Consider the following 20101-nt stretch of genomic DNA (forward strand, 5'->3'; position numbering starts at 1 on the left):
AGTAACTTTCCCCTGCCTTTAACGAAAGGATGGTCTTCAAAGTGAGAAGAAACTTACAGTCATTCGGCTTAATGGTATTGATGAGTATCATGCTTTTGCTGCCGCAGGTCGCTTTTGCTGATACGGCTCCATCTTTTTCATTGGGGTTGAATGCCTCTCAGGTGACGCTAGGCAATGAGATTCAGGTTACCGTCACGGGAAGAAATATAACCGATCTGTATGCTTATGAACTGAATCTCGATTTTGACAATGCGATGATGGAGTTTAAAKGGATCAGCAGCGGTGTTTCCGGAGGGTTTTCAGTTGATCCTCAGGTGAATGGCAATCATCTGCAATTTGCGTTTACCAAGGTAAGCAAAGTACCGGGTGAGAATGGAACTGTAAATCTTGCCACCGCAACATTTAAAACAATCCTTCAAGGGAGCGCAGAGCTTCAGCTGAAAAGCGTGAAGCTTGTAGATAGTAAATTAAATGATTATCCGTACAATGCCGATGCGAAGGTGACGGTGTCGATCGTCTCGAGTAGTAACGGTAATCCACCACCACAAACACAAACATCAACACCTAATACACCAAAAGATGACCAAGTAAGCAAGGGAACCATCGTCATGCAACCCGGGGATGGGAATTTGGACGCAGCAACGAAAACGGCAACCTTTGTTTTAAGTAATGCCAATTGGGATAAGGCAATTCAACAGACAGCTGCAAATGAAAAGGGAATCAAGAAAATCAATATTGAAATGAAGGAAATACCTGGTGCGGAAGCATATAAACTGCAAGTTCCGGCGAATTTGCTCTCAAATAGCGGGAACTCCGTTCAAATACAAGTTATATCGCCGCTTGCATCGGTAGACATCCCGAATAATATGTTTCGTGCCAATGAACTATCTGGCGACAACGTCACGCTGGAAATCGGGAAAGCTGATGTCAGCAAGCTGGATAAGGGTGTATTGAATCAAATTGGTGACCGGCCTGTGATTGATTTGAGCCTGCAATCCGGAGATAAGAAGGTATCATGGAACAATCCGAATGCACCGGTGACAGTACGCATGCCTTATTCACCGACTGATGATGAAAAGCAGCACCTTGAGCATATCGTTGTATGGTACTTGTCCGGCGATGGACAACCGATCCCGGTACCAAATGGCAGATATGATGAGAAAACGGGTACAGTTGTCTTTACGACAACACACTTTAGTAAATATGCAGCAGCATTTGTTCAAAAAACATTTGATGATATTGCCTCCCTGGATTGGGCAAAAAATCAGATTGAAGTTCTGGCTTCTAAAGGAATTATCAACGGAAGCTCGGACAAGTCATTTGACCCTGATCAGCCAGTCACACGCGCGGACTTTTTAGTTTTGTTAGTTCGCACTTTAGAGCTAGACCGCAGCAGGGGAATGGGAGACAAATTCGCAGATGTACGTGCAGGCGAATACTACGACGAAGCTTTGAGAATTGCAAGAGGAATGGGGATTACGGAAGGCGTGGGCGATAATTTATTTAAGCCTAGCGAACCGATCACAAGAGAAGACATGATTGTAATGACTGAGCGTACGCTGAGAGTGTCGAAACAAATTACAACCAATTCAAAGGAAGAGCAACTAAAACAATTTAAAGATTATGCCAATGTATCAGCTTATGCGGCTCCTAGTATAGCTGCACTAGTCGAAATGGGGCTTGTTCATGGTTATGATAATGCTGTCCATCCTAAAGAATTTACGAATAGAGCACAAGCCGCTGTATTAATGTATAACATTTTTACAAATTTGTTTAAGTAAATAGAAGCTTTTTCTATAAGAAATGAAAACGCTTAATAAAATTTGCCCTTAAAGATTTACGAAAGGGGGCGAACACTATGCTGCGTATTCCACCTACATAAATGAAAGTTTAATACTTAAGAATTATTGAAATGGTGTTATTAATAAAAGAAAGTGAGGGGATAGAAAAATGACGATTAGCTCGAAACATTTTAAAAAGGTTTTACTATCTTCGCTTGTTACGTCGGTGTTATCTTCGTCCTTTGTTGTATCGAATGCAAAAGCGGCTGACCCCGTTCAGCCTGTAATCTCCAGTCATTTTAAGAGCATCTTTACGATTGATGGCAAGCAATTCAAAGATTTAAATGGAAACACTTCACTGGACCCGTACGAGGATTGGCGCTTGCCCACCAATCAGCGCGTGGCCGACCTCATTACGCGCATGACTTTGGCTGATAAAGCCGGCCTTATGCAGATCACCTCCCTGCCAACTGTCCTCGAGGGCACAACCGGCCTAAAGGACTTTGTCAACAACCGACGCATCCACTATCTCATCATCCGTGACAACCCTTCGGCCTTCGATCTGGCCACACGGGCGAACACGTACCAGGAGGTCGCGGAGGCCACGAGCCTAGGTATCCCACTCGTCTTAACCTCCAACCCGCGGAACTACGTTATAGAAGATGCTGAGTTCGGCAAAATTGAGGCCTCTGGAAAGTTCTCGACCTGGCCCGGACCCTTGGGCCTCGCGGCAACAGGCGACCTCCCTCTTATCCGCGACTTCGCTGAGATCGCACGCAAAGAGTGGCGCACGTCCGGCATCCAGAAGATGTACGGCCCCCAAGTTGAGGTCGTGACAGAACCACGTTGGCGCCGTATCAATGAAAGTTTCGGCGAGGGCACGGAACTAAATGCGGGGATTGCCCGTGAACTGGTCCTCGGCTTCCAAGGGCAGAAGGTCGGAAGCGATTCTGTAGCCCTTACCGCCAAACACTTCCCCGGTGACGGCCCTCTAATTCGAGGTCTGGACCCGCACAGAGAGATCGGCAGATGGACACAATACCCGACAGCTGGAAGCCTCTTCAAGTACCAGCTCCCACCGTTTCAGGCTGCAGTTGATGCAGGGGTGAGCTCGATCATGTCCTTCTACAACTCCCCTAGCAACTCGCTGAGTGCTGATCAACTCCCGAAAGAAATGTGGTACTCTGAAACCCAGCAGTTCGAAGAGGTGGCAGGCGCCTACAACAAGGGAATCATCACCGACCTACTGCGGACCAAGATGGGCTTTACTGGCTACGTGAATACCGACAGCGGACCGCTGACCAGCACGGATTATGGTGTGCATGACCTGACAATTGAGCAGAAGTTCGCCAAGGCGATCAAGGCCGGAGCGTCCATCTTCTCGGACAACAACAACCCGAGCGGGCTTATCAACGCGGTTAACCAGGGCCTGATCCAAGAACAGGATCTCACCCCATCATTGACGCACCTGCTCACGGAGATGTTCAACCTGGGACTTTTCGAGAACCCGTACACGAACCCGACAGAAGCTCAGGCCATCGCATCATCGCCTGTGTCCCAGGCACGGGCTGACGAGGCCCAACGCAAGTCAGTCACGCTCCTGCGCAACAACAAGGGACTGCTGCCGCTGACCGATGCAAACCTCGTCACTACGAAGCTGTACGTGGAGGTTTTCAACGGTAGCAAGAGCGCCGATCAGACCGCTGCGCTTAAGGATCTCATCGCCAAAGATCCGTCGGTTAAAGTCGTCGGCACGCTTGCGGAGGCGAACGCCGCCCTCTTGTGGCTGCGGCCCAAAGCATACGAGTATCCCGATGATTCCACGGTGGAGATTCAGTTAGGCACGCTCACTGGTATCGACGTTGACAAGGTCAAGGCAATCGAGGCGGCCGTCCCGACTGCACTCGTAGTCAACATGACCAATCCGTGGGTCATCAACGAGGTCGAGCCTGGCGCTGCGGCGGTCGTAGCGACTTACAACATCAAGGGCGACGCCTTGCTCGACGTGCTGCGTGGGCGCTTCAACCCTACCGGTCATCTGCCGATCACGGTCCCAGCCAACCAGGATGCTGTGGAGAAAAACGCTTCGGACGTACCGGGCTACGCAGAGAAGTTCCACTACTCCTACACGAATGCGGTTGGTGACGACTACACATTCGGTTTTGGCTTATCTTATGCTAGTGCTTCTCTAACTGGAAGTACTGCGGCACCACTTGGAAGTACCTTCAGCTTGAATTATGGCTTGAATAATATATCGAAAAGTGTTACACATGGCGTATACGCGCAGGATCTGACACTTAGTTTTGATCCAACTCAATTAGAATTTGTTAATGCGCAGTCATTGAAAACAGGGTTGTCCGTTGTAAGTAAAAACGTGACAGAGCCAGGAAAAGTACGGATTTTACTCGCAAGCTTGGGATCTAGCAATGCGATAAATGCGGATGGCAATCTACTAAGCATTCAATTTAAAGCGAAGTCAGCTGCACAGACGCCTCCTGCCGTTGTTTCGTTAGCTAAAATCGTTTTATCTGATGGAAAAGGTAATGCAACTCAGTTGGGCCAAGTTTCTCAAAGTCTAACTATAAGTTACACGAAATACGATCTGAATGRCGACGGTATAGTGACCATTAGTGACTTAGGTCTCGTTGCAGCGGCATACGGAAAGAAATCAAGCAGTGCAGATTGGGCCCAATTTAAGTTAGCGGATGTAAACAATGATGGTTTTGTTGACATTGTCGATCTTGCATCTGTAGCTCAAGCAATCAATTAAAAGGGTATCAGCCTAGTGCGCGAATCATTCACTTAGAAAAAAACGGTCAGTTTTCGCATTTATTTCGCGATAAGACCGTTTTTGTATTTTGTGATGTTGGTTTAAAATGCAAAAGTCATTAAGATAATAACCAAAAGAATATAAAGAACTAAAACAGCTGCTGAGCTAGTACCAATACCGTAACCTGCACAACTTGCACCACTCATGTTTACTCATTCCCCTCAAGTGAAATTTCATTACGGTATAATCATACGCTAGGTACACAGATATTGATTGGACATAAGTCAGGTATGCTTGTTGAAATGAATAAAAAATGCAAAATAAACCGCTTCTAAATGGAGAGTGCAGCTGGAAACGATTACTGTCTGTCCATCGGACAACAATCCGGAGAAGTATCCTCCAATTCAGGAAAGAAGAACGTCGGCCCTCAAAGGTTATCTGGGGACCGGCGTTTTTGCGTGTCCGGACGTTTTGGTACAGATGCCCAAAAAATGGGCCTTTGACTTAGTAACAAACGCGGAGCGTCTACCATAAGTTGGAATCAAGTTGATATAAAAAAATACTGGAGGTTTATCACATGACCAATATTCAAAATGAGCTTCAGCAGTTGGGTGTTTCGCAATTCCAGGCAACCGAAATGACGCCTTGGGAGCAGCAGGCTCAGTATCTTGCCGGCCAGTTTCCGAACGGCCAAGTGCCTGCGGATCCGTCGCGTCTTTGCGTCGGAGTTTGTGCCGGAGTTTGTGCCGGAGTTTGTGCCGGAGTTTGTGCTGGAGTTTGTGCCGGATTTTGCGCTGGATTTTGCGGCGTGTTTTGCGCCGGAGCTTGTGGTGGGGTTTGCGGCGGCTTCTGCGGTGGCGTTCGTTGCCATAACTGCGCGGGCTTCTGCCACCAATGCGCAGGCAATTGCCACCAATGCGGTGGCGGACACCGTTGCCGCTAACGCCTTCGCCTTCTCTTCTGGATTGTCGTAAACCGATCTCCCATGCACGGCGCTGTGCATGGGAGATTTTATATCCCTTAAAGAGTTGTCTGACATGAKGGACAAATAGTCGTACATATGATATAGAACGAAGATTGCAAATTGGAGAACACGTTTACGGCTAGGAGGGCTGAGATGTCAAAGTTGACTTCGTCTGCGCGCCTTCAGGTAAAGGCGGATACATTTTTTTTGCCGGTTCAGAATGACGGCGTCTATTTCCGTAACAATGTTGGCACGTTCCACATGAAAGGTGAGATGATTGACCGATGGTTGGAAAAGCTTATCCCCATGTTCAGCGGGGAGCACACACTGGCGGAATTGACGGACGGGCTATCCGGCCCATACCGGGACCAGGTGTACGAAATCGCGGAAGTGCTGAGGGAAAAAGGCTTTGCGCGCGATGTGAGCCAGGATCGCGCCCACAATCTCTCGGAACAAACTTTCCGCAGGTATGCAGGGCAAATTGCTTATCTCGATAGCTTCGGTGATTCCGGCGCTTACCGGTTTCAGTGTTTCCGGCAGGCAGAGGTGCTCGTCGTCGGCTCAGGCCAGATCTTTTCCGCGCTTGTGTCGTCGCTGCTGGAGTCAGGCCTGCCACGGTTCCGCATGCTGATTACGGATTCGTTGCCGACGGATCGACGTCGGCTTACGACTTTGGTGGAGCACGCTCGCTTGACGGATCCCGAGGTGGCGATTGGGGAAGTTGTACTGCCGAACAAGGGTGCCGACGGTTGGAGGGAAGTCGTTCGGCCGTTCCAAACGGTCCTCTATGTGTCTGAGCAGGGCGATTGCGAGGAGCTGCGGCTTCTTCATAAGGCATGCCAAGCGGAATGCAAAACGCTGATTCCCGCTATGCGACTGCATCAGGCCGGCATCGCGGGCCCGCTTGTGCAGCCAGAAAGTGAGGTTTGTTGGGAATCGGCATGGCGGCGCATCCACGAGTCCGAAGTGTTCAAAGATCCGGAGAGGTTTGCCTTCTCCTCAACGGGGGGGGCACTGCTCGCGAATGTGATTGTTTTCGAGCTGTTTAAGACTGTGACGGGCACCGCCAATCCGGAACTGAGAAACTCACTGTATCTGCTTGATTTGGAGACATTGGAAGGAAGCTGGCACCCATTGCTGCCGCATCCGCTTGTTGCCGGAAAAGTTAATGCCGCAGCCAACTGGGTGGATGACGCGGAGCTCCGGCTCGAGGTAGAGCCAGAAGGCAGCGCAGTGAACGGGCTGTTTTCGTACTTCAGCAAGTTGACTTCGGACCGAACGGGAATTTTCCATAGCTGGGAGGAAGGGGACCTTGGCCAGCTACCCTTGTCACAGTGCCGCGTTCAGGCAGCCGATCCGCTTTCGGAAGGACCAGTTGGTCTGCTGCCTGACATCATTTGTTCGGGATTGACGCACTTGGAGGCGCGGCGTGAAGCGGGGCTAGCCGGGCTTGAGGCGTATGTGACGCGGCTTGGGGGGGTTCTTGTTAACACCGAGCAGTTTATCGGAGTCGGTAGCGGGGAGACGGCCGCAGAAAGCGCGGCTCGCGGACTGCAAGCTTGTTTGACGAAGCATTTGGAGGCGCGGCTGACAGACCGGAAGCCGTCTATCGTTCGGGTTAGGCTCGGTCAGATTGAAGATGAGACGTGTTTATTTTATTTACAGGGGCTGACCACGATGCGGGGCACACCGACGATTGGGCTTGGAGAGGAAGTGTGCGGGTTTCCCGTCGTATGGGCAGGCACGGAGGATGGATGGTTCGCAGCCACCGGCTTGACCGTGACAACGGCGCTCCGTAGGGCGCTGCAGGCGTCGCTGATGAAGGCGCAAAACGGGTCGGCATGCCGCGTGCCGCATGCCGTGGAAGTGAGGACCATCCAGCTTGGTTCAGACGCCCCGCTGGAGCTGTCCGTCCCCGCAGAGGAGTCGGAGTCGAAACTGGATCGGGTAAAGGATGCGATGCGGAAGCTGAAAATAAGCGGCCGGGAAGTTTTCATCATCGACTTGGCGGTGGAGCCGTTTTTGCGTGATGGTCCTGCTGCTGTCTTCGGCGTGCTGCTGGGAGAGGGGGAAGCCGGATGAGCGCGGTCGTAGCCGTTGTCGGAGAAGGAGTGCTGGCGGAGCTGGTGTGTGTGGAGCTGATCACCGAGTGCCGAATCGTTCGAGTGACCGATATCAAGGAGGGGTTGCCGGAAGATGCGGAATTCGCCCTGGTGCTGAACGATGCCTGGCATCCAGCCGTTCTCCGTGAGGTGGAAGCGGAGCTGCAGGTTGCTGGCATCCCGTGGCTTCGCGGATTCGTCRCCTTCGGTGAGGGCGTTGTCGGTCCGCTCGTCAGGCCAGGCCAGTCTGGATGCTCCAGGTGCGCCGATACCCGGCAGCTTATAGCGGGGCGCGACAGCAGGGAAATGTGGGGGCTGCAGCAGTGTTTGACGGAGATCGGGGGAATCCCGTCTGACACATGGGCATCGCGCACGGGACTGTTGCAGATGGCGTATCTGATTGCGGCGGAATCGCGGAACGTGCTGCGGCGCATCCGCTCCCGCACGGAAGAACATGTGGTTTTGGTCAACCTAAAGACGTTGAATTGCTCCAGCCATTTCTTCTTACCGGACCCGTTGTGTCCCATTTGCGGAAGTCTCCCCGAAGATTCGCAGGATGCTGCCCGGATATCGCTCAAGCCGTCTCCGAAAGTCGGAGAAAACATCTACCGCAGCCGATCGCTCCAAGAGCTGAAAGCTTTTCTGGCACGTGACTATCTCGATTACAAGATCGGATTTCTGAACGGAAAAATGCTGGATCTGATTTCGCCCTTGGCCGATGCGACCGTGAATCTTCCGATGTTAGAGCAGGACGAAGTGACGGCGGGCCGGACGAACTGCTACGCGGATAGCGAGCTGTCGGCTATTCTGGAGGGCTTGGAGCGTTATTGTGGTATGGCGCCGCGCGGCAAGCGGCCGGTTGTTCGTGGCAGCTACCGTCAACTGGCGGGTGAAGCGCTCGATCCCGTGACGGTCGGGCTGTATGGGAAAGAGCAATATGAGCTGCCTGGATTTCCTTTTAAACCGTTCGATCCTGATGCCGAGACCGATTGGGCTTGGGGGTACTCGTTTGCGCAAGGACGCCCGATCTTGGTGCCGCAGTGGCTAGCGTATTACAGCTCTCCCTGTCGGCAAGGCTTCGTATACGAGACTTCCAACGGCTGCGCCCTGGGCGGAAGCTTGGAGGAAGCGATCATGTACGGGATGCTGGAGGTCGTGGAGCGCGATTCGTTCTTGCTGACATGGTACGCACAGCTGCCGCTTCCCCGTATAGACCCACAATCATCCGGAGACCGCGACCTGAAGCTCATGGTTGATCGGCTGCGGGCCGTTGCCGGTTTTGACGTGCTCTTGTTTAACGCGACGATGGAAAATGGCATTCCTAGCATTTGGGCGGTGGCGAAAAATAGAAAGCCTAATGGAGTGAATCTTATTTGTGCAGCTGGAGCACACCCGGATCCGGTACGGGCAGCGAAAGGGGCGGTTCACGAGTTGTCGGGGATGATGCTAACACTAGACCATAAATTCGAGGCGAACCGAGAGGATTATGTGCGGATGTTCCACAATCCTTCCCTGGTTCAAGGCATGGAGGACCATTCCTTGCTGTACAGCCTGCCGGAGGCGGAGCCGCGGTTGCGCTTTTTGCTGGAGGAAAACCGGCCGATGCGAGCATTCGCTCAAGAATTTGGGGTCACTCCGAAGCACGGGGATTTGACCGAAGATCTGAAGGCGATGATCGATAAGTTCCTCCAGCTGCATATGGACGTGATTGTGGTTGACCAGTCGACACCGGAACTGAGGCGTAACGGGCTGCACTGCGTGAAAGTGCTGATGCCCGGCATGCTTCCGATGACGTTCGGTTACCATTTTACACGGTTGGCGGGACTGGAAAGGGCGCTGCGAGTGCCGGCCGAGTTAGGGTACACGGAGCGCCCTTTGCGTCCGGAGGAGCTCAATGCTCATCCGCATCCGTTCCCATAAATGAGCAGGGTCGATATCGGCTAATGCCAAATCGCGGTATCACTATAGAGCGATTGGGGGAAGTAGAATGAGTCTGGAAGCGTTTATTCGCCAGCTTCATGCCGACGGCAACGAGGGCGGGCTACCCGGCTGGGAGGTCGACTGGGACGATGCGCCGCTTGCCTATAAACTATATCGCGGCCTGCCTACTCATACGCTGTCCTCGGATATCCCACTGACGCTGGAAGCTCGGACAACGGCTGTTGATCCGAGCCTGAAAGACATCGGCCATTTTCTTTGGTATGTCTACGGGTTGACGCAAGTAAGCTATTCTCTTGCGGTTCCGATGGAGACGTACCGCAGATTCGTTCCTTCCGGCGGAGGGCGGTACCCGAACGAATTATACGTATATCTTCGCACAGAAGCCGGCGTTCCCAGACTTTACCATTACGATGCAGCACATCATCGCCTGGTGCTGCTGCGCGAAGGCAATTACGATTCGTACTTGGCCCGGGCCCTCGGCAACCGCTGTGATCTATCCTCATGCTTCGGCGTTGTCTTTGTATCGACGATGGGTTGGAAAAATGCTTTCAAATACAACACCTTTGCCTATCGTCTGCATGGGCTCGATTCAGGCGTGCTGCTAGGGCAGCTGCAGGAAACTGCGAAACGGTTCGGTTATGCATCAAGAGTGCATTTCCGGTTTCTGGATCGAGCCGTGGGCCATCTGCTCGGGCTATCCAGCTCAGAGGAGAACGTTTATGCGGTCATACCTCTTTCAGTGCAGAGCGACATCGTTTTGATAGACGATGCGGAAGGTACGCCTMAAGTCGCAGCGGATGAGCTGTGCCGCGAGCTTCAGGCTGTTCAGCATGATTATTACATGCGTTCGAGATCCGTTAAGGAGATTCCGCAGATGACTCAGATGAATGAAGCAGCGGCGCTCAATACGCTATCGCCGTTTCGCCGTTTTGAGCCCCGCAATAAAGCGGAAAACGAACTTCAGACTGTCTATTTACCAGTGGTGAAGCGGCTGAGCTACGATCTGGCGGCGACCAGCCGAGCACGGTATTCGCCCGAAAGCGAATTCATCTTGAGCCGTGTAACGGTGCAGCAGTTAGCCTCCCTGCTGCAGGAAGCTTCTGCTTCCTTTGCGTATCGCAACGATTTGGACGGCGTGGTGGAGGCTCCTCCGATTCGTGTCGCGTTATACGGGTGTTTCTATAACGTCGAAGGCGTACCGGACGGTGCTTATCGCTATGACGCAGCCGCCCACGCGCTCCGGCGCGAGCTTGCAGGTGATCATCGGCTCTGGMTGCAGCAGGGGATGACCCTGCACAACGTCAATTTGTTTCAAGTACCGATCTGTCTGCACATCGCCGGTGACGACGATCACCTGATTCCCCAATTGGGGTATAGAGGCTACCGTATCCAGCAGATGGAAGCCGGCATGCTCCTGCAGCGCCTGCTGCTGGCAGCGTCCGCTCTCGGCATGGGAGGGCGTCCGCTGCTTGGCTTTCAGGCCAGATCGTGCGACGAGCTCTACCGGATGTCCATGCATGGGCGAATCAGCCTCGTCCAAATCCCGATCGGTCGATGCCTTCCACGTCCCCGGCTTGAGGGAGGTTTGCACAGCTAGTTTATCCTGGATATCTCGGAGATGCGGATTCGTTTGGGTTTCAAATATGATATAAGTTCTTGTCTGTCTTTTTGTAAGAGGATATGAACTTATTTGTATAAAGATCCGCGCGCAGGCGCGGTTTTTTTTATGAATATGGGTACGAAATGGGGGATAAACCTAGTGGAGAACCATCCACTTGACCAAATATTGATATTGCCAGCTAGCAACCAACTAACTCGTCACCCTCATCAAAACAACGAAAAAAACGGTCTGTATTCGCATCTGCTTCGCGATAAGACCGTTTTAGTTTTTTCTATATTCGTGTTGGATCTTGTCACCCTCATTTAAACAACGAGAAAAATATAGAAAGCTGGGGTATTAGACGGAGGAGAGCTTACACTCCAAAAAGGGCACGTTGCAGGGTTAAACTCGACGATGGGACGAAGCTTTCAATTTGAAGCCGTTCATAGATTTATCCCAAGCTTGGTTAAATCCTCTCCAGTCTTCTCCTTTCGGTAGAAGCACCGAGCTTATTCCACTCAGCCCCCAATCCTCGTAAATCACGACTTTGCTATCTTCCTGGTGGTTATTCACGATCAGAAGGTGGAACTTTCCATGCACCAGCCTTTTTAATGCTGCGTGTAGCTCCTGCGCTTCTTTTCTACTAGAATTGGTTCTAATAAAAAGAATTGGTTGACCTTGAATAGTTTTCAAAAACCGATCTACGCGCCGATTGAGCTTTTCTTTAAAAGCTGGATAAGCTTGCCACCATCGCTCTGCAGTGAGATAAATAGGAAAGTCATGGAAAGATATAACGTCATTTGTGTTATCTCTTACAACAAAGCATTCATTGGTAGTGCCAATGAGTTCAAGCTGGCTAAGTTCCATAAATCCGTTGAAACGATGATCTATCAAACGAACTACTCCCCCGATCGAATCGGAAACAAACCAATCTAAGGGACCCGTATATTTTCGTAAACCCAGTCTTTTAAGCTGATATGCTGTTTGACATGTAGAACCCAGACTAATGTAGGCCATATAACCACCTAAGGAATCGCGCCATTTCATAACTTTCACTCCMGTTTCAACAACCGATCTCCACCACAATGACGAGTAGAATTAAAGTATGCAAATATTAAAATTGCGCTTGGGCGAATATACGGCGTAATCCGAAAGTCTTTGGGACCAATCCCACTGATTGCGAGGAGCCTCTTTTTATTTAATATTTAGGCTATTGACTTAATCCAGGAGATTTCAGTTTTATAAGCGCTACAATAAAGTCGAACGCTGCTTCATCAGCTACGGAAGTGTGCTCCGTCATAGCGGGCATACGTTATTCGCTTCGATGTCCAGGGCGACGGCATGTCTGGAGCTAAGTCCGGCGGAGCTTTCTGTCGCGCTGCGTGGCCAGCATTATCTTCGCGCAGAGGTACGACCGGCTGTTATGCCGCAGCGCGTGACTGTTGAAGAGAATGCGGAGGTCATATCGAGTGACAACGGCGTCATCACCTTTGGTCAATCGAGCTCCATGGCGACGCATCGTCCTGGTTAAGGCATGACGAATGACAGAGGATACATGCAAAACAGCTGAACTTGATCCAATTCCCGATTTGTGACAAGAAAGTTGTCCGATTGCCAACAAGCAGTAGATTGGCCTGTAACTTGCTAAACTAACGGGAGGATTCGCGCAACCTTGTTGTCTTCGAAGAAAATTCAGATTTCCACTTGATCCTTACGTAACGTAATGATTTAAAGTGAACGTAAGAGCAGGAAGAAACACAGGCCTACTGCCAAAAATCGAACAACTAAATTCGAAATCGGAGGAGAAGCAAACATGAGAAAACTCGTATTGTTCATGCATGTGTCGCTGGACGGGTATGCGTCGGATTCGAACGGAGGACTAGATTGGATTCCGTACAACGAGGAATTAGAGAAATATGCCGAGGAGGTCGTAGCCGAAGTCGGCTCTCCCGTATACGGACGCACGACGTATCGGATGATGGAGAGCTACTGGCCCACGGTGCTGGACAATCCGAATGCGTCGAAGCACAGTATGGAGCATGCCAAATGGCTACAGGATGTTGAGAAGATCGTCATTTCCGGCTCGATGGACATTGTGGAATGGAACAATACGAAACTGATCAAGGACAATATCGCAGAGGAAATTAAGGTGCTCAAGGAGCAGTCTGGCAAAAATCTCGTTATCTTCGGCAGCCCGGGGGCGGCGAAGACGTTGCTTGAGCTCGGCCTGATCGACGAATTCCAGCTGACGATTTGTCCGGTCATCTTGGGCGGCGGAAAATCGGCATTCCACGGCGACGCTGAGAAAATCAGGCTCAAGCTGCTGTCCAGCCGAACGCTCAAGTCGGGCATTATCGCGGCCCGCTATGAGTTGGAGAAATAGCCGTGCCGTACAAGGTGTTCCACTAACGCGAAACTATAGCTCAATAAACGTCAAGAGAAGGCTGCCGACAGCAATGAACGGCAGCCTTCTCAGCTCCCGGGCAGAATAGTTATAACTAAACTCTTCCCAAAATAAGGGATTGCATTTGATATACTCTTCTAAGATGGTGGTATAACGGCTGTCGTTTCTCAATACATGGGTATCTATGCCCCGCAATAAGATAACGAGTATATCCAGGATAATACGCGCTACCTCATCGACAAAGATGAAAATGGAGGAATAAATGAATATTGAACTTGAAAAGCTCATTTATGCTTTAAACCAACGGTTCAAGACGAATATCATCTCCACCGACTGCCAAACTATGCCGTTACAGGGCGGAACTGTGGGAAATGTGTACCTAGTATCGGGGATCGCCGAAAGCGTGGATGGCGACAAATTGCCTTACCGTATAGTATTGAAAATCCAGAATAAATGGGAGCGTTATGGCGATCCGGGCTCATGGCGTCGGGAATATGATCTCTATTCGTCTGACTTGGGAGTGACGTTCTCGCAAGCCCTCCGCTGGCCGATATGTTATCACGCTGAGCTCAATGCCGAAGAAAATGAATACCAGCTGTGGCTGGAATATATCGATGGCGTAACCGGTTTAGACTTGACCGGTGACATGTATGTAAAGGCTGCGCTGGAGTTAGGGCGCTTTCAAGGCAAGCTGTATGCGGAGCAGCCCGCCGTGCTGCAAAGTCTGACCAACCTGAGCCATGCGGATCTCATGAAGAATACGTACCTGCATTACCGGTCATGGCCGGTCGTCTACGATTATATACGCTCGGAGGACTGCGAATTGCCTCTGCACGTGTGCCAAATGCTCATCGATATCGATGACCAAGCAGACGAGATATTCGCTCGTATCGAAAAATTGCCCCTCGTGCTATGTCACCGGGACTTCTGGGTAACCAATCTTATCTATGCTGACGGGGATTTCGCGCTTATCGATTGGGATACCAGCGGATGGGGTTACCTAGGCGAGGATCTCGCAAGCCTGATCGCGGATGAACCGGATATCGATCACATGGTCGAACACTACCAGCGATGTATCCCTGCGTATTACAAAGGTTTTTTGGAGTATGCGGATGTATCCCGAATCGCCGATCATTGTGTCTACGAGATTATCCTTCTCGTATTCGGGTACAGGCTTGTGGAGGGGTATCTCCACACAGAGGCAGATGACGAGAAGACGAAGCGTGCCCATACTCTTCAAAAAATCTATGAAATGAAGTCCATAGCCTTGATAGACACATCTGGTCCAATTCCATTTATCATTACAGACGCAGGAAAATTCATTAAGCCGTAGTTCACTAGATACCATTCCTTTATTTATCAATTTAAGACAAGCTATCGTTATCGGTCTCATATACCGTAGTTCTGATATGGGAAACTTTGTAGAACAGGGTTTATGGTGAGATAAAGAGAGCGACAATGATTATTTTTACACAACATCCATATAGAATTAATTAAATCCTCGAAGTCCTTTTATATACTTATATTGTTTGATATAGCGAAATAAAAGGACTAGGCGGTAGATGTAATGTTAAAAAAACGTGACTTGCACGAATGCCATTTACTGTATAACTTAATGACGGATCCTGCAGTTTTTCCTTACGTTCGATCTAAATGCCAATTCTATGAACAATATTTATTCCTAACCAAACAGTTGATCGTTGAAGAAGAGCAAGAGACATGTATTTCTAGAACAATTCTTAACGAGATTGGACATCCCATTGGTACCATTGATTTATATGATATTGTAAATAAAACAGGCTTCTTAGCCACATGGATTGGAACTCCTTATTTTGGAAAAGGTTATAACCAGCAAGCGAAGGAATCCTTTTTTACTGAACTTTTTCTTGAACACAATATTGAAACGGTATTTTTGAAAGTCCGAAAACAAAATATTCGATCGAAGAAGGCGGTAGAAAAACTACCGTATGCCAAATTAGCAAATGATATCAACAATCAAATATATAAATCAATAAATCATGCGCAAGAGATCTATGATTTGTATCAAGTGGAGCGTTTAGACTTTATAGAATGCAATAAAGTCATGCAACATGAGATGGCAACGTAACAAACTGTGAAAAAACGGACTGTTCGTTAAACTCTATCTAGAAACGATAGCACAAATCAGTTTTAAACTATACGATTCTAATAAACAAACACCCAGTCAAAACACCAAAGTAAAGTGTTGGACCGGGTGTTGTTTATTGTACTCTTGTTTCCCGTTAGCACTTCTAGGCGTCACGACTATAGAACTACCGAACATCTACTTAAGCAATGTAAGTATAATCTCTACAGAATTATCAATAAATGATCGTTCTGGCCGAGATTTCATCATTACGGTAAGTCCGATTAACGATACAACAAGTGTCTGCGCTAATGCTTTAACGTTCATGTCGGTTTCAAGCTCACCTGACCGTACACCTCGTTCAATCGCTTCTTGAAATATGGCCGAAAGATACATCTGATGTTCCCTTGTAAGAATTTCAAATTTCTCATCATGAGGAGCAAGTTCCACCATCGTATTAATGCAAAAGCATCCCCGATTGCAACTTTCAGAATATCCTTCTTCCACAATACCCTCAAATAAAGTGCGAAATCCTTCTTTTACAGATGAACGATTCTGAAGTTTAGCACGGATATTGGAAGAGTGATAGTTTGTATATTTCCGCAGTGCGGCTTCAAATAATTCTTTTTTGTCACCAAAGGCGGAGTATATGCTTGGCCGCTGAATGCCCATTCTGGATGTTAAATCACTTAAAGAGGTAGCTTCGAATCCCTTCTCCCAAAATATTTGCATAGCTGCATCTAATGCAATGTCCACATCAAATTCCCGTTGCCGAACCATGAAAGATCCCCTTTCCATATCGTTCAGTATGTTATGATTTTAAGCTTTGAAGGATATGCTGTCAAATCAAAGCCCCTTAACACAATAATTTTTGACAACCATCTCTTGACAGTATGTATTTGTGGCGCGTATTATTTACACTGCATCATAACATACTGACAGGTATAATATATTGATCGGTATGATATTAATTGAAATAAGAATGGATGTGTGAACTATGGAGACGCTAGAAGAAAAAGCGGCAGTTATTGCCGGAAATGATTGCTTTATAGTAGAGGACACAGCACAAGAAGCATACACAGTATCCGATTCAGTTCCTGTCCCTAAGATCTCTCGTTATGTGGCACTGTTATTTGCAACCGCCTGCGGGCTGGCTGTCGCCAATATCTACTACGCGCAACCGCTGCTGGACGCCCTGGCGAGCGAGTTCAGTATTGCCCATTCATCCGTGGGCATTGTCATTACCATTACTCAGATTTGTTATGCACTGGGATTGCTGCTGTTGGTACCTCTCGGCGATCTGCTGAATCGACGTCGGCTGATCCCTAGTCTAATGCTATTATCCGTGTTGGCTCTTATTGCGGTTGGCATCGCGCCAAACAGCACGGTGCTGCTCACAGGTTTGGCTGCGGTTGGACTGCTCGCTGTAGTAACGCAGGTTCTCGTGGCGTTTGCGGCGACTTTGGCTGCTCCTGTCGAGCGCGGACGAATAGTCGGCTTGGTGATAAGCGGAGTAGTGATCGGCATTCTGCTTGCCCGAACCTTCGCTGGTGTATTGACCGATCTCGCCGGTTGGCGTTCGGTTTATCTCGTCTCAGCGGCGTTGATGCTCGTCATGGCCGGCGTGATGTTCCGTGTGCTGCCGCATGATGAACGCGAAAGGGCGTCACTAACTTACCCGCAGTTGCTTCGTTCGGTACTCGCTTTGTTCTTGCAAGAACGAATATTACGCGTTCGCGCCGTACTGGCTTTGCTGATTTTTACCGCGTTCAGCACATTGTGGACTTCGCTGGTGTTACCTCTAAGCAGCCCGTCGCTGTCGCTTTCGCATACCGCTATTGGAGCGTTTGGTCTCGCTGGAGCTGCCGGAGCGTTAGCAGCATCTCGGGCAGGGCGGCTCGCCGATCGAGGTTTAGGACAAAGGACTACCGGAGTCGCGCTGACTTTGTTGCTGGTATCATGGTTACCAATCAGCTATACCGAACACTCGCTGCTTGCATTGATCGTTGGAATACTCCTTCTTGATATGGCGGTGCAAGCCGTACACGTCACGAACCAGAGTTTGATCTATAACGTACGCCCAGAGGCAAACAGTCGACTCACTGCCGGCTATATGATTTTCTATTCGGTAKGAAGCGCCACCGGTTCAATTGCTTCGACCAGTATCTACGCTTACGCTGGCTGGAACGGAGTATGTTTGTTAGGTGCCGCTGTCAGTGCTTTGGCCCTTTTATTCTGGGCATTGACCTGCCGTCCGCAGTCTGTTATTTCGAAATAATGATCGTGCCTCGCCGTAGCCTATCTTTTATTTCACACAATTACGACGTCTATGCAGTAGGCGTTTGCCAGTACAGACTCCTATTCAGTGCAATTAGCATGACCAATAAACGTAAATTCTAACAGAACAGATTTTTGCCATATGATTATGATAAGAATCTGTTCGCAATGGTATTGGATATCATTCTTGTCATCCGACACGGCACTACAGGAAAGGTTTGTTAGTTTAATGCCCCACCCAGTCTAATACTTTATTGAAAACTATCAAGACCTTGATAGAGAAAAATTGATTTAAATATAGGGATTTACATATTATGCATAACCAATATGTAGATCTTTTTGTTTTTCGGACTGAGGAAAAAAGCATTAATCGAGAAGCGATCGTTACGCTAACTGGCAGATTAGCGTGGTAGTAGCTAGAAGATTTTGAATATTTATGAATCTCAACTAACTTCTTGGAGCCCATAGCATTATAGACGCCTATAACGCAAACGGCTGCCCCTATCCAATCGTACATATCGGTGTTTTTTTATCGACGAACATACCCCAAAGTACAGCAAGAACAACAAACACGCCCCCGTATGCTGCGTAGACGCGACCAAATGTTGGGAAACTCTGCAACGTTGGAATGATACCATAAGCGACCAGGATGAGGCTTCCGATGATAGCATACCAGAGGGGCTTTGATTCGCGCAGCCACAGCCATACCATGTAACCGCCGCCAATTTCGGCAAGTCCTGCAATAATGAAAATTAAGATAGTTAACAACAAAATCATTTACTCCTTTCGCTATGAACAAGTGCCGGTGGTTTTTATTTTATTAAAGCATTCAGACCAGGTAAGGCATTTGCAGTTTAAACCATCGTCTAAAATTTGAATCATCGAATTGATTTGTTTCTTTTTTTCTTCAAGCTGAGCGCGTTTTTCTCTCGCCATTTCTTCCCATCTATCCGATGTAGGGATTGATTCAAATCCTTCAAGTAAAACCGAAATTTCTGGAATCGTAAACCCGGTATGCTGTGCTATTTTTATAAATGTAATTCGCTCTAGAAGGCTTTCGGAATAGCGACGCTGACCATTCTTACGGTCTGTATTTGGCAACAGTCCAATGGATTCATAATATCGAAGGGTCGATGGATTCACATCTGCTTTAGCTGCTAGTTGACCAATACTAAGTTCTGACATTTGTATGCACCTCACTTGACTTAAAGTTAGCTTTAAGTATTATGATGTAATTATAATATTAATGAGGTGGTGGCGTAAATGAAAAAAAGTGAATGGTTAGCGGGGCTTGGTATTCTTGGAGCATGCGCGCTTTGTTGTGCATTACCTTTACTTGGCGGGGCGGCAGTTCTTGGCATATCTTCTTTCTTTTTAAATCCAGTGGTGATTGTGATATTGGCTCTCGTTCTTATTACGATGGCAGTTGTTGTATATCAGCGCCGAAAGGCAAATGGAACTTCTTGCATTAAGCCAGGTTGCAGCTGCAATTCTTGTGCTAGTGGTAGGAGCTAAGCATATGAAAAATGAAGTGCCTGTTGCTTGCTGCCACACCGTTTTTACGAAAGTAGAGCGGATGAATTACAAAGATGCTTGGGGCGAATTAGAAAAAAGAAGGACGGCTGTAATGGAGATTGAAGCAGGTTTCCAATATCAATTTCCCGGCGACTCGGAAACGCTTCGCCTTCTGTATGATTAGATTAGTCTAGAGAGGAAATGCTGTCCGTTTTTAACTTTTACAGTGATAGCAAGTAGCGTGGATGAGCCGGTCTTCCTTCAATTAACTGGAACCGAAGATGTAAAATCATTCTTGCGTTCAGAATTTAACGATAATATTAATTTGATTATTACAATGAACGATAGATAATGTGTAATTAATCAATGGGCAAATCTTTACGCTAACGAGAGAACGATAGTTAAATATTTGTTACATGATTGAAATCTTATTTTCATCTGACATTAATCTTTCAACATTATAATAAAGTCGCCCCCCTTTTAAAATATAAACTGAGACCCTCAGCCCATTGCTGAGGGTCTCTTTGTGCTATTAAACTAAACATTCCTGTTAAGGCTAAGAAATGGCCTTTGTCAAAAAAGGAGCGCCTCGGTATGATGGATTTGTCGACGGGTTCGTAACCCAATACCATCAAGGAGGCGC

The 20101-nt window shown here is 48.6% G+C and carries 18 protein-coding genes and 1 pseudogene; 13 read left to right on the top strand and 6 right to left on the bottom strand.

What is annotated here, in order from left to right; translation table 11 throughout:
• Positions 1 to 41: 41 nt before the first annotated feature.
• Together AC1DLM_RS13570 and AC1DLM_RS13575 are read left to right on the top strand one after the other, a co-directional pair.
• Positions 42 to 1781 (top strand): S-layer homology domain-containing protein, encoded by a 1740-nt coding sequence (locus AC1DLM_RS13570; RefSeq protein ID WP_477570253.1) that lies wholly within the window; start codon positions 42 to 44, stop codon positions 1779 to 1781.
• Positions 1782 to 1950: 169 nt separating this feature from the next.
• Entirely contained in the window at positions 1951 to 4551 is a 2601-nt protein-coding gene (locus AC1DLM_RS13575) for a glycoside hydrolase family 3 N-terminal domain-containing protein (RefSeq protein ID WP_477570254.1), read from the top strand.
• A 101-nt stretch (positions 4552 to 4652) separates the two neighbouring features.
• Here the strand turns inward: AC1DLM_RS13575 and AC1DLM_RS13580 are convergent, their stop codons facing one another.
• The gene (locus tag AC1DLM_RS13580) at positions 4653 to 4757 is read right to left on the bottom strand and encodes a YjcZ family sporulation protein (RefSeq protein WP_441990714.1); all 105 of its coding nucleotides are present in this window, start codon (positions 4755 to 4757) and stop codon (positions 4653 to 4655) included.
• A gap of 431 nt (positions 4758 to 5188) precedes the next feature.
• Here AC1DLM_RS13580 and AC1DLM_RS13585 point away from each other — a divergent pair, with 431 nt between their 5' ends.
• The 4 genes from AC1DLM_RS13585 (at position 5189) to AC1DLM_RS13600 (ending at position 11155) form a co-directional block, all read left to right on the top strand.
• Positions 5189 to 5494 (top strand): hypothetical protein, encoded by a 306-nt coding sequence (locus AC1DLM_RS13585; protein WP_477570269.1) that lies wholly within the window; start codon positions 5189 to 5191, stop codon positions 5492 to 5494.
• 174 nt (positions 5495 to 5668) lie between these two features.
• The gene (locus tag AC1DLM_RS13590) at positions 5669 to 7597 is read left to right on the top strand and encodes a putative thiazole-containing bacteriocin maturation protein (RefSeq protein WP_477570255.1); all 1929 of its coding nucleotides are present in this window, start codon (positions 5669 to 5671) and stop codon (positions 7595 to 7597) included.
• Entirely contained in the window at positions 7594 to 9537 is a 1944-nt protein-coding gene (locus AC1DLM_RS13595) for a TOMM precursor leader peptide-binding protein (RefSeq protein WP_477570256.1), read from the top strand. Before AC1DLM_RS13590 ends, AC1DLM_RS13595 begins: the two co-directional genes overlap by 4 nt.
• A gap of 67 nt (positions 9538 to 9604) precedes the next feature.
• The gene (locus tag AC1DLM_RS13600) at positions 9605 to 11155 is read left to right on the top strand and encodes a SagB family peptide dehydrogenase (protein ID WP_477570257.1); all 1551 of its coding nucleotides are present in this window, start codon (positions 9605 to 9607) and stop codon (positions 11153 to 11155) included.
• A gap of 405 nt (positions 11156 to 11560) precedes the next feature.
• On the opposite strand, the gene AC1DLM_RS13605 is transcribed toward AC1DLM_RS13600, so the two are convergent.
• On the bottom strand, positions 11561 to 12205 hold the full coding sequence (locus AC1DLM_RS13605; protein ID WP_477570258.1) for a DUF1796 family putative cysteine peptidase: 645 nt from the start codon (positions 12203 to 12205) through the stop codon (positions 11561 to 11563).
• A 241-nt stretch (positions 12206 to 12446) separates the two neighbouring features.
• Here AC1DLM_RS13605 and AC1DLM_RS13610 point away from each other — a divergent pair, with 241 nt between their 5' ends.
• The 4 genes from AC1DLM_RS13610 to AC1DLM_RS13625 all read left to right on the top strand — a co-directional run bounded on the left by AC1DLM_RS13610 (position 12447) and on the right by AC1DLM_RS13625 (position 15669).
• A complete protein-coding gene (locus AC1DLM_RS13610; protein WP_441990719.1) occupies positions 12447 to 12689 on the top strand; it encodes a hypothetical protein in 243 nt (80 codons plus the stop codon).
• 282 nt (positions 12690 to 12971) lie between these two features.
• Positions 12972 to 13541, top strand: coding sequence for a dihydrofolate reductase family protein (locus AC1DLM_RS13615; RefSeq protein ID WP_477570259.1), 570 nt, complete (start codon positions 12972 to 12974; stop codon positions 13539 to 13541).
• A gap of 283 nt (positions 13542 to 13824) precedes the next feature.
• Positions 13825 to 14895: an aminoglycoside phosphotransferase family protein gene (locus AC1DLM_RS13620; RefSeq protein ID WP_477570260.1), complete on the top strand. Its 1071-nt coding sequence runs from the start codon at positions 13825 to 13827 to the stop codon at positions 14893 to 14895.
• 234 nt (positions 14896 to 15129) lie between these two features.
• Positions 15130 to 15669, top strand: coding sequence for a GNAT family N-acetyltransferase (locus AC1DLM_RS13625; protein ID WP_477570261.1), 540 nt, complete (start codon positions 15130 to 15132; stop codon positions 15667 to 15669).
• A gap of 195 nt (positions 15670 to 15864) precedes the next feature.
• Here AC1DLM_RS13625 and AC1DLM_RS13630 read toward each other — a convergent pair whose 3' ends face one another.
• The gene (locus tag AC1DLM_RS13630; protein ID WP_441990723.1) at positions 15865 to 16446 is read right to left on the bottom strand and encodes a TetR/AcrR family transcriptional regulator; all 582 of its coding nucleotides are present in this window, start codon (positions 16444 to 16446) and stop codon (positions 15865 to 15867) included.
• 217 nt (positions 16447 to 16663) lie between these two features.
• On the opposite strand from AC1DLM_RS13630, the gene AC1DLM_RS13635 reads away from it, so the two are divergent.
• On the top strand, positions 16664 to 17944 hold the full coding sequence (locus tag AC1DLM_RS13635; protein WP_477570262.1) for an MFS transporter: 1281 nt from the start codon (positions 16664 to 16666) through the stop codon (positions 17942 to 17944).
• 446 nt (positions 17945 to 18390) lie between these two features.
• Here AC1DLM_RS13635 and AC1DLM_RS13640 read toward each other — a convergent pair.
• Positions 18391 to 18720 (bottom strand): annotated as a pseudogene (locus AC1DLM_RS13640) (YnfA family protein).
• 12 nt (positions 18721 to 18732) lie between these two features.
• Complete coding sequence (locus tag AC1DLM_RS13645) at positions 18733 to 19128, bottom strand: MerR family transcriptional regulator (protein WP_441990725.1); 396 nt, start codon at positions 19126 to 19128, stop codon at positions 18733 to 18735.
• Between the two features lie 78 nt (positions 19129 to 19206).
• On the opposite strand from AC1DLM_RS13645, the gene AC1DLM_RS13650 reads away from it, so the two are divergent.
• Both AC1DLM_RS13650 and AC1DLM_RS13655 read left to right on the top strand, forming a co-directional pair.
• Positions 19207 to 19458, top strand: coding sequence for a hypothetical protein (locus tag AC1DLM_RS13650; RefSeq protein ID WP_441990726.1), 252 nt, complete (start codon positions 19207 to 19209; stop codon positions 19456 to 19458).
• Positions 19459 to 19462: 4 nt separating this feature from the next.
• Positions 19463 to 19642, top strand: a complete 180-nt coding sequence (locus AC1DLM_RS13655; protein ID WP_441990727.1) for a hypothetical protein — start codon at positions 19463 to 19465, stop codon at positions 19640 to 19642.
• Positions 19643 to 19916: 274 nt separating this feature from the next.
• Here the strand turns inward: AC1DLM_RS13655 and AC1DLM_RS13660 are convergent.
• Positions 19917 to 20101 (bottom strand): hypothetical protein (locus AC1DLM_RS13660; RefSeq protein ID WP_477570263.1); only part of this gene is annotated, 185 nt, incomplete at its 5' end.

Source organism: Paenibacillus sp. 01T442, from assembly GCF_056398345.1.

What these genes read in the sequence shown, in the direction of transcription:
- AC1DLM_RS13580 (WP_441990714.1), bottom strand. Translation starts at nt 4,757, where the DNA reads ATGAGTGGTGCAAGTTGTGCAGGTTACGGTATTGGTACTAGCTCAGCA.
- AC1DLM_RS13585 (WP_477570269.1), top strand. Translation starts at nt 5,189, where the DNA reads ATGACGCCTTGGGAGCAGCAGGCTCAGTATCTTGCCGGCCAGTTTCCG.
- AC1DLM_RS13590 (WP_477570255.1), top strand. Translation starts at nt 5,669, where the DNA reads ATGTCAAAGTTGACTTCGTCTGCGCGCCTTCAGGTAAAGGCGGATACA.
- AC1DLM_RS13605 (WP_477570258.1), bottom strand. Translation starts at nt 12,205, where the DNA reads ATGAAATGGCGCGATTCCTTAGGTGGTTATATGGCCTACATTAGTCTG.
- AC1DLM_RS13615 (WP_477570259.1), top strand. Translation starts at nt 12,972, where the DNA reads ATGAGAAAACTCGTATTGTTCATGCATGTGTCGCTGGACGGGTATGCG.
- AC1DLM_RS13620 (WP_477570260.1), top strand. Translation starts at nt 13,825, where the DNA reads ATGAATATTGAACTTGAAAAGCTCATTTATGCTTTAAACCAACGGTTC.
- AC1DLM_RS13625 (WP_477570261.1), top strand. Translation starts at nt 15,130, where the DNA reads ATGTTAAAAAAACGTGACTTGCACGAATGCCATTTACTGTATAACTTA.
- AC1DLM_RS13630 (WP_441990723.1), bottom strand. Translation starts at nt 16,446, where the DNA reads ATGGTTCGGCAACGGGAATTTGATGTGGACATTGCATTAGATGCAGCT.
- AC1DLM_RS13645 (WP_441990725.1), bottom strand. Translation starts at nt 19,128, where the DNA reads ATGTCAGAACTTAGTATTGGTCAACTAGCAGCTAAAGCAGATGTGAAT.
- AC1DLM_RS13650 (WP_441990726.1), top strand. Translation starts at nt 19,207, where the DNA reads ATGAAAAAAAGTGAATGGTTAGCGGGGCTTGGTATTCTTGGAGCATGC.
- AC1DLM_RS13655 (WP_441990727.1), top strand. Translation starts at nt 19,463, where the DNA reads ATGAAAAATGAAGTGCCTGTTGCTTGCTGCCACACCGTTTTTACGAAA.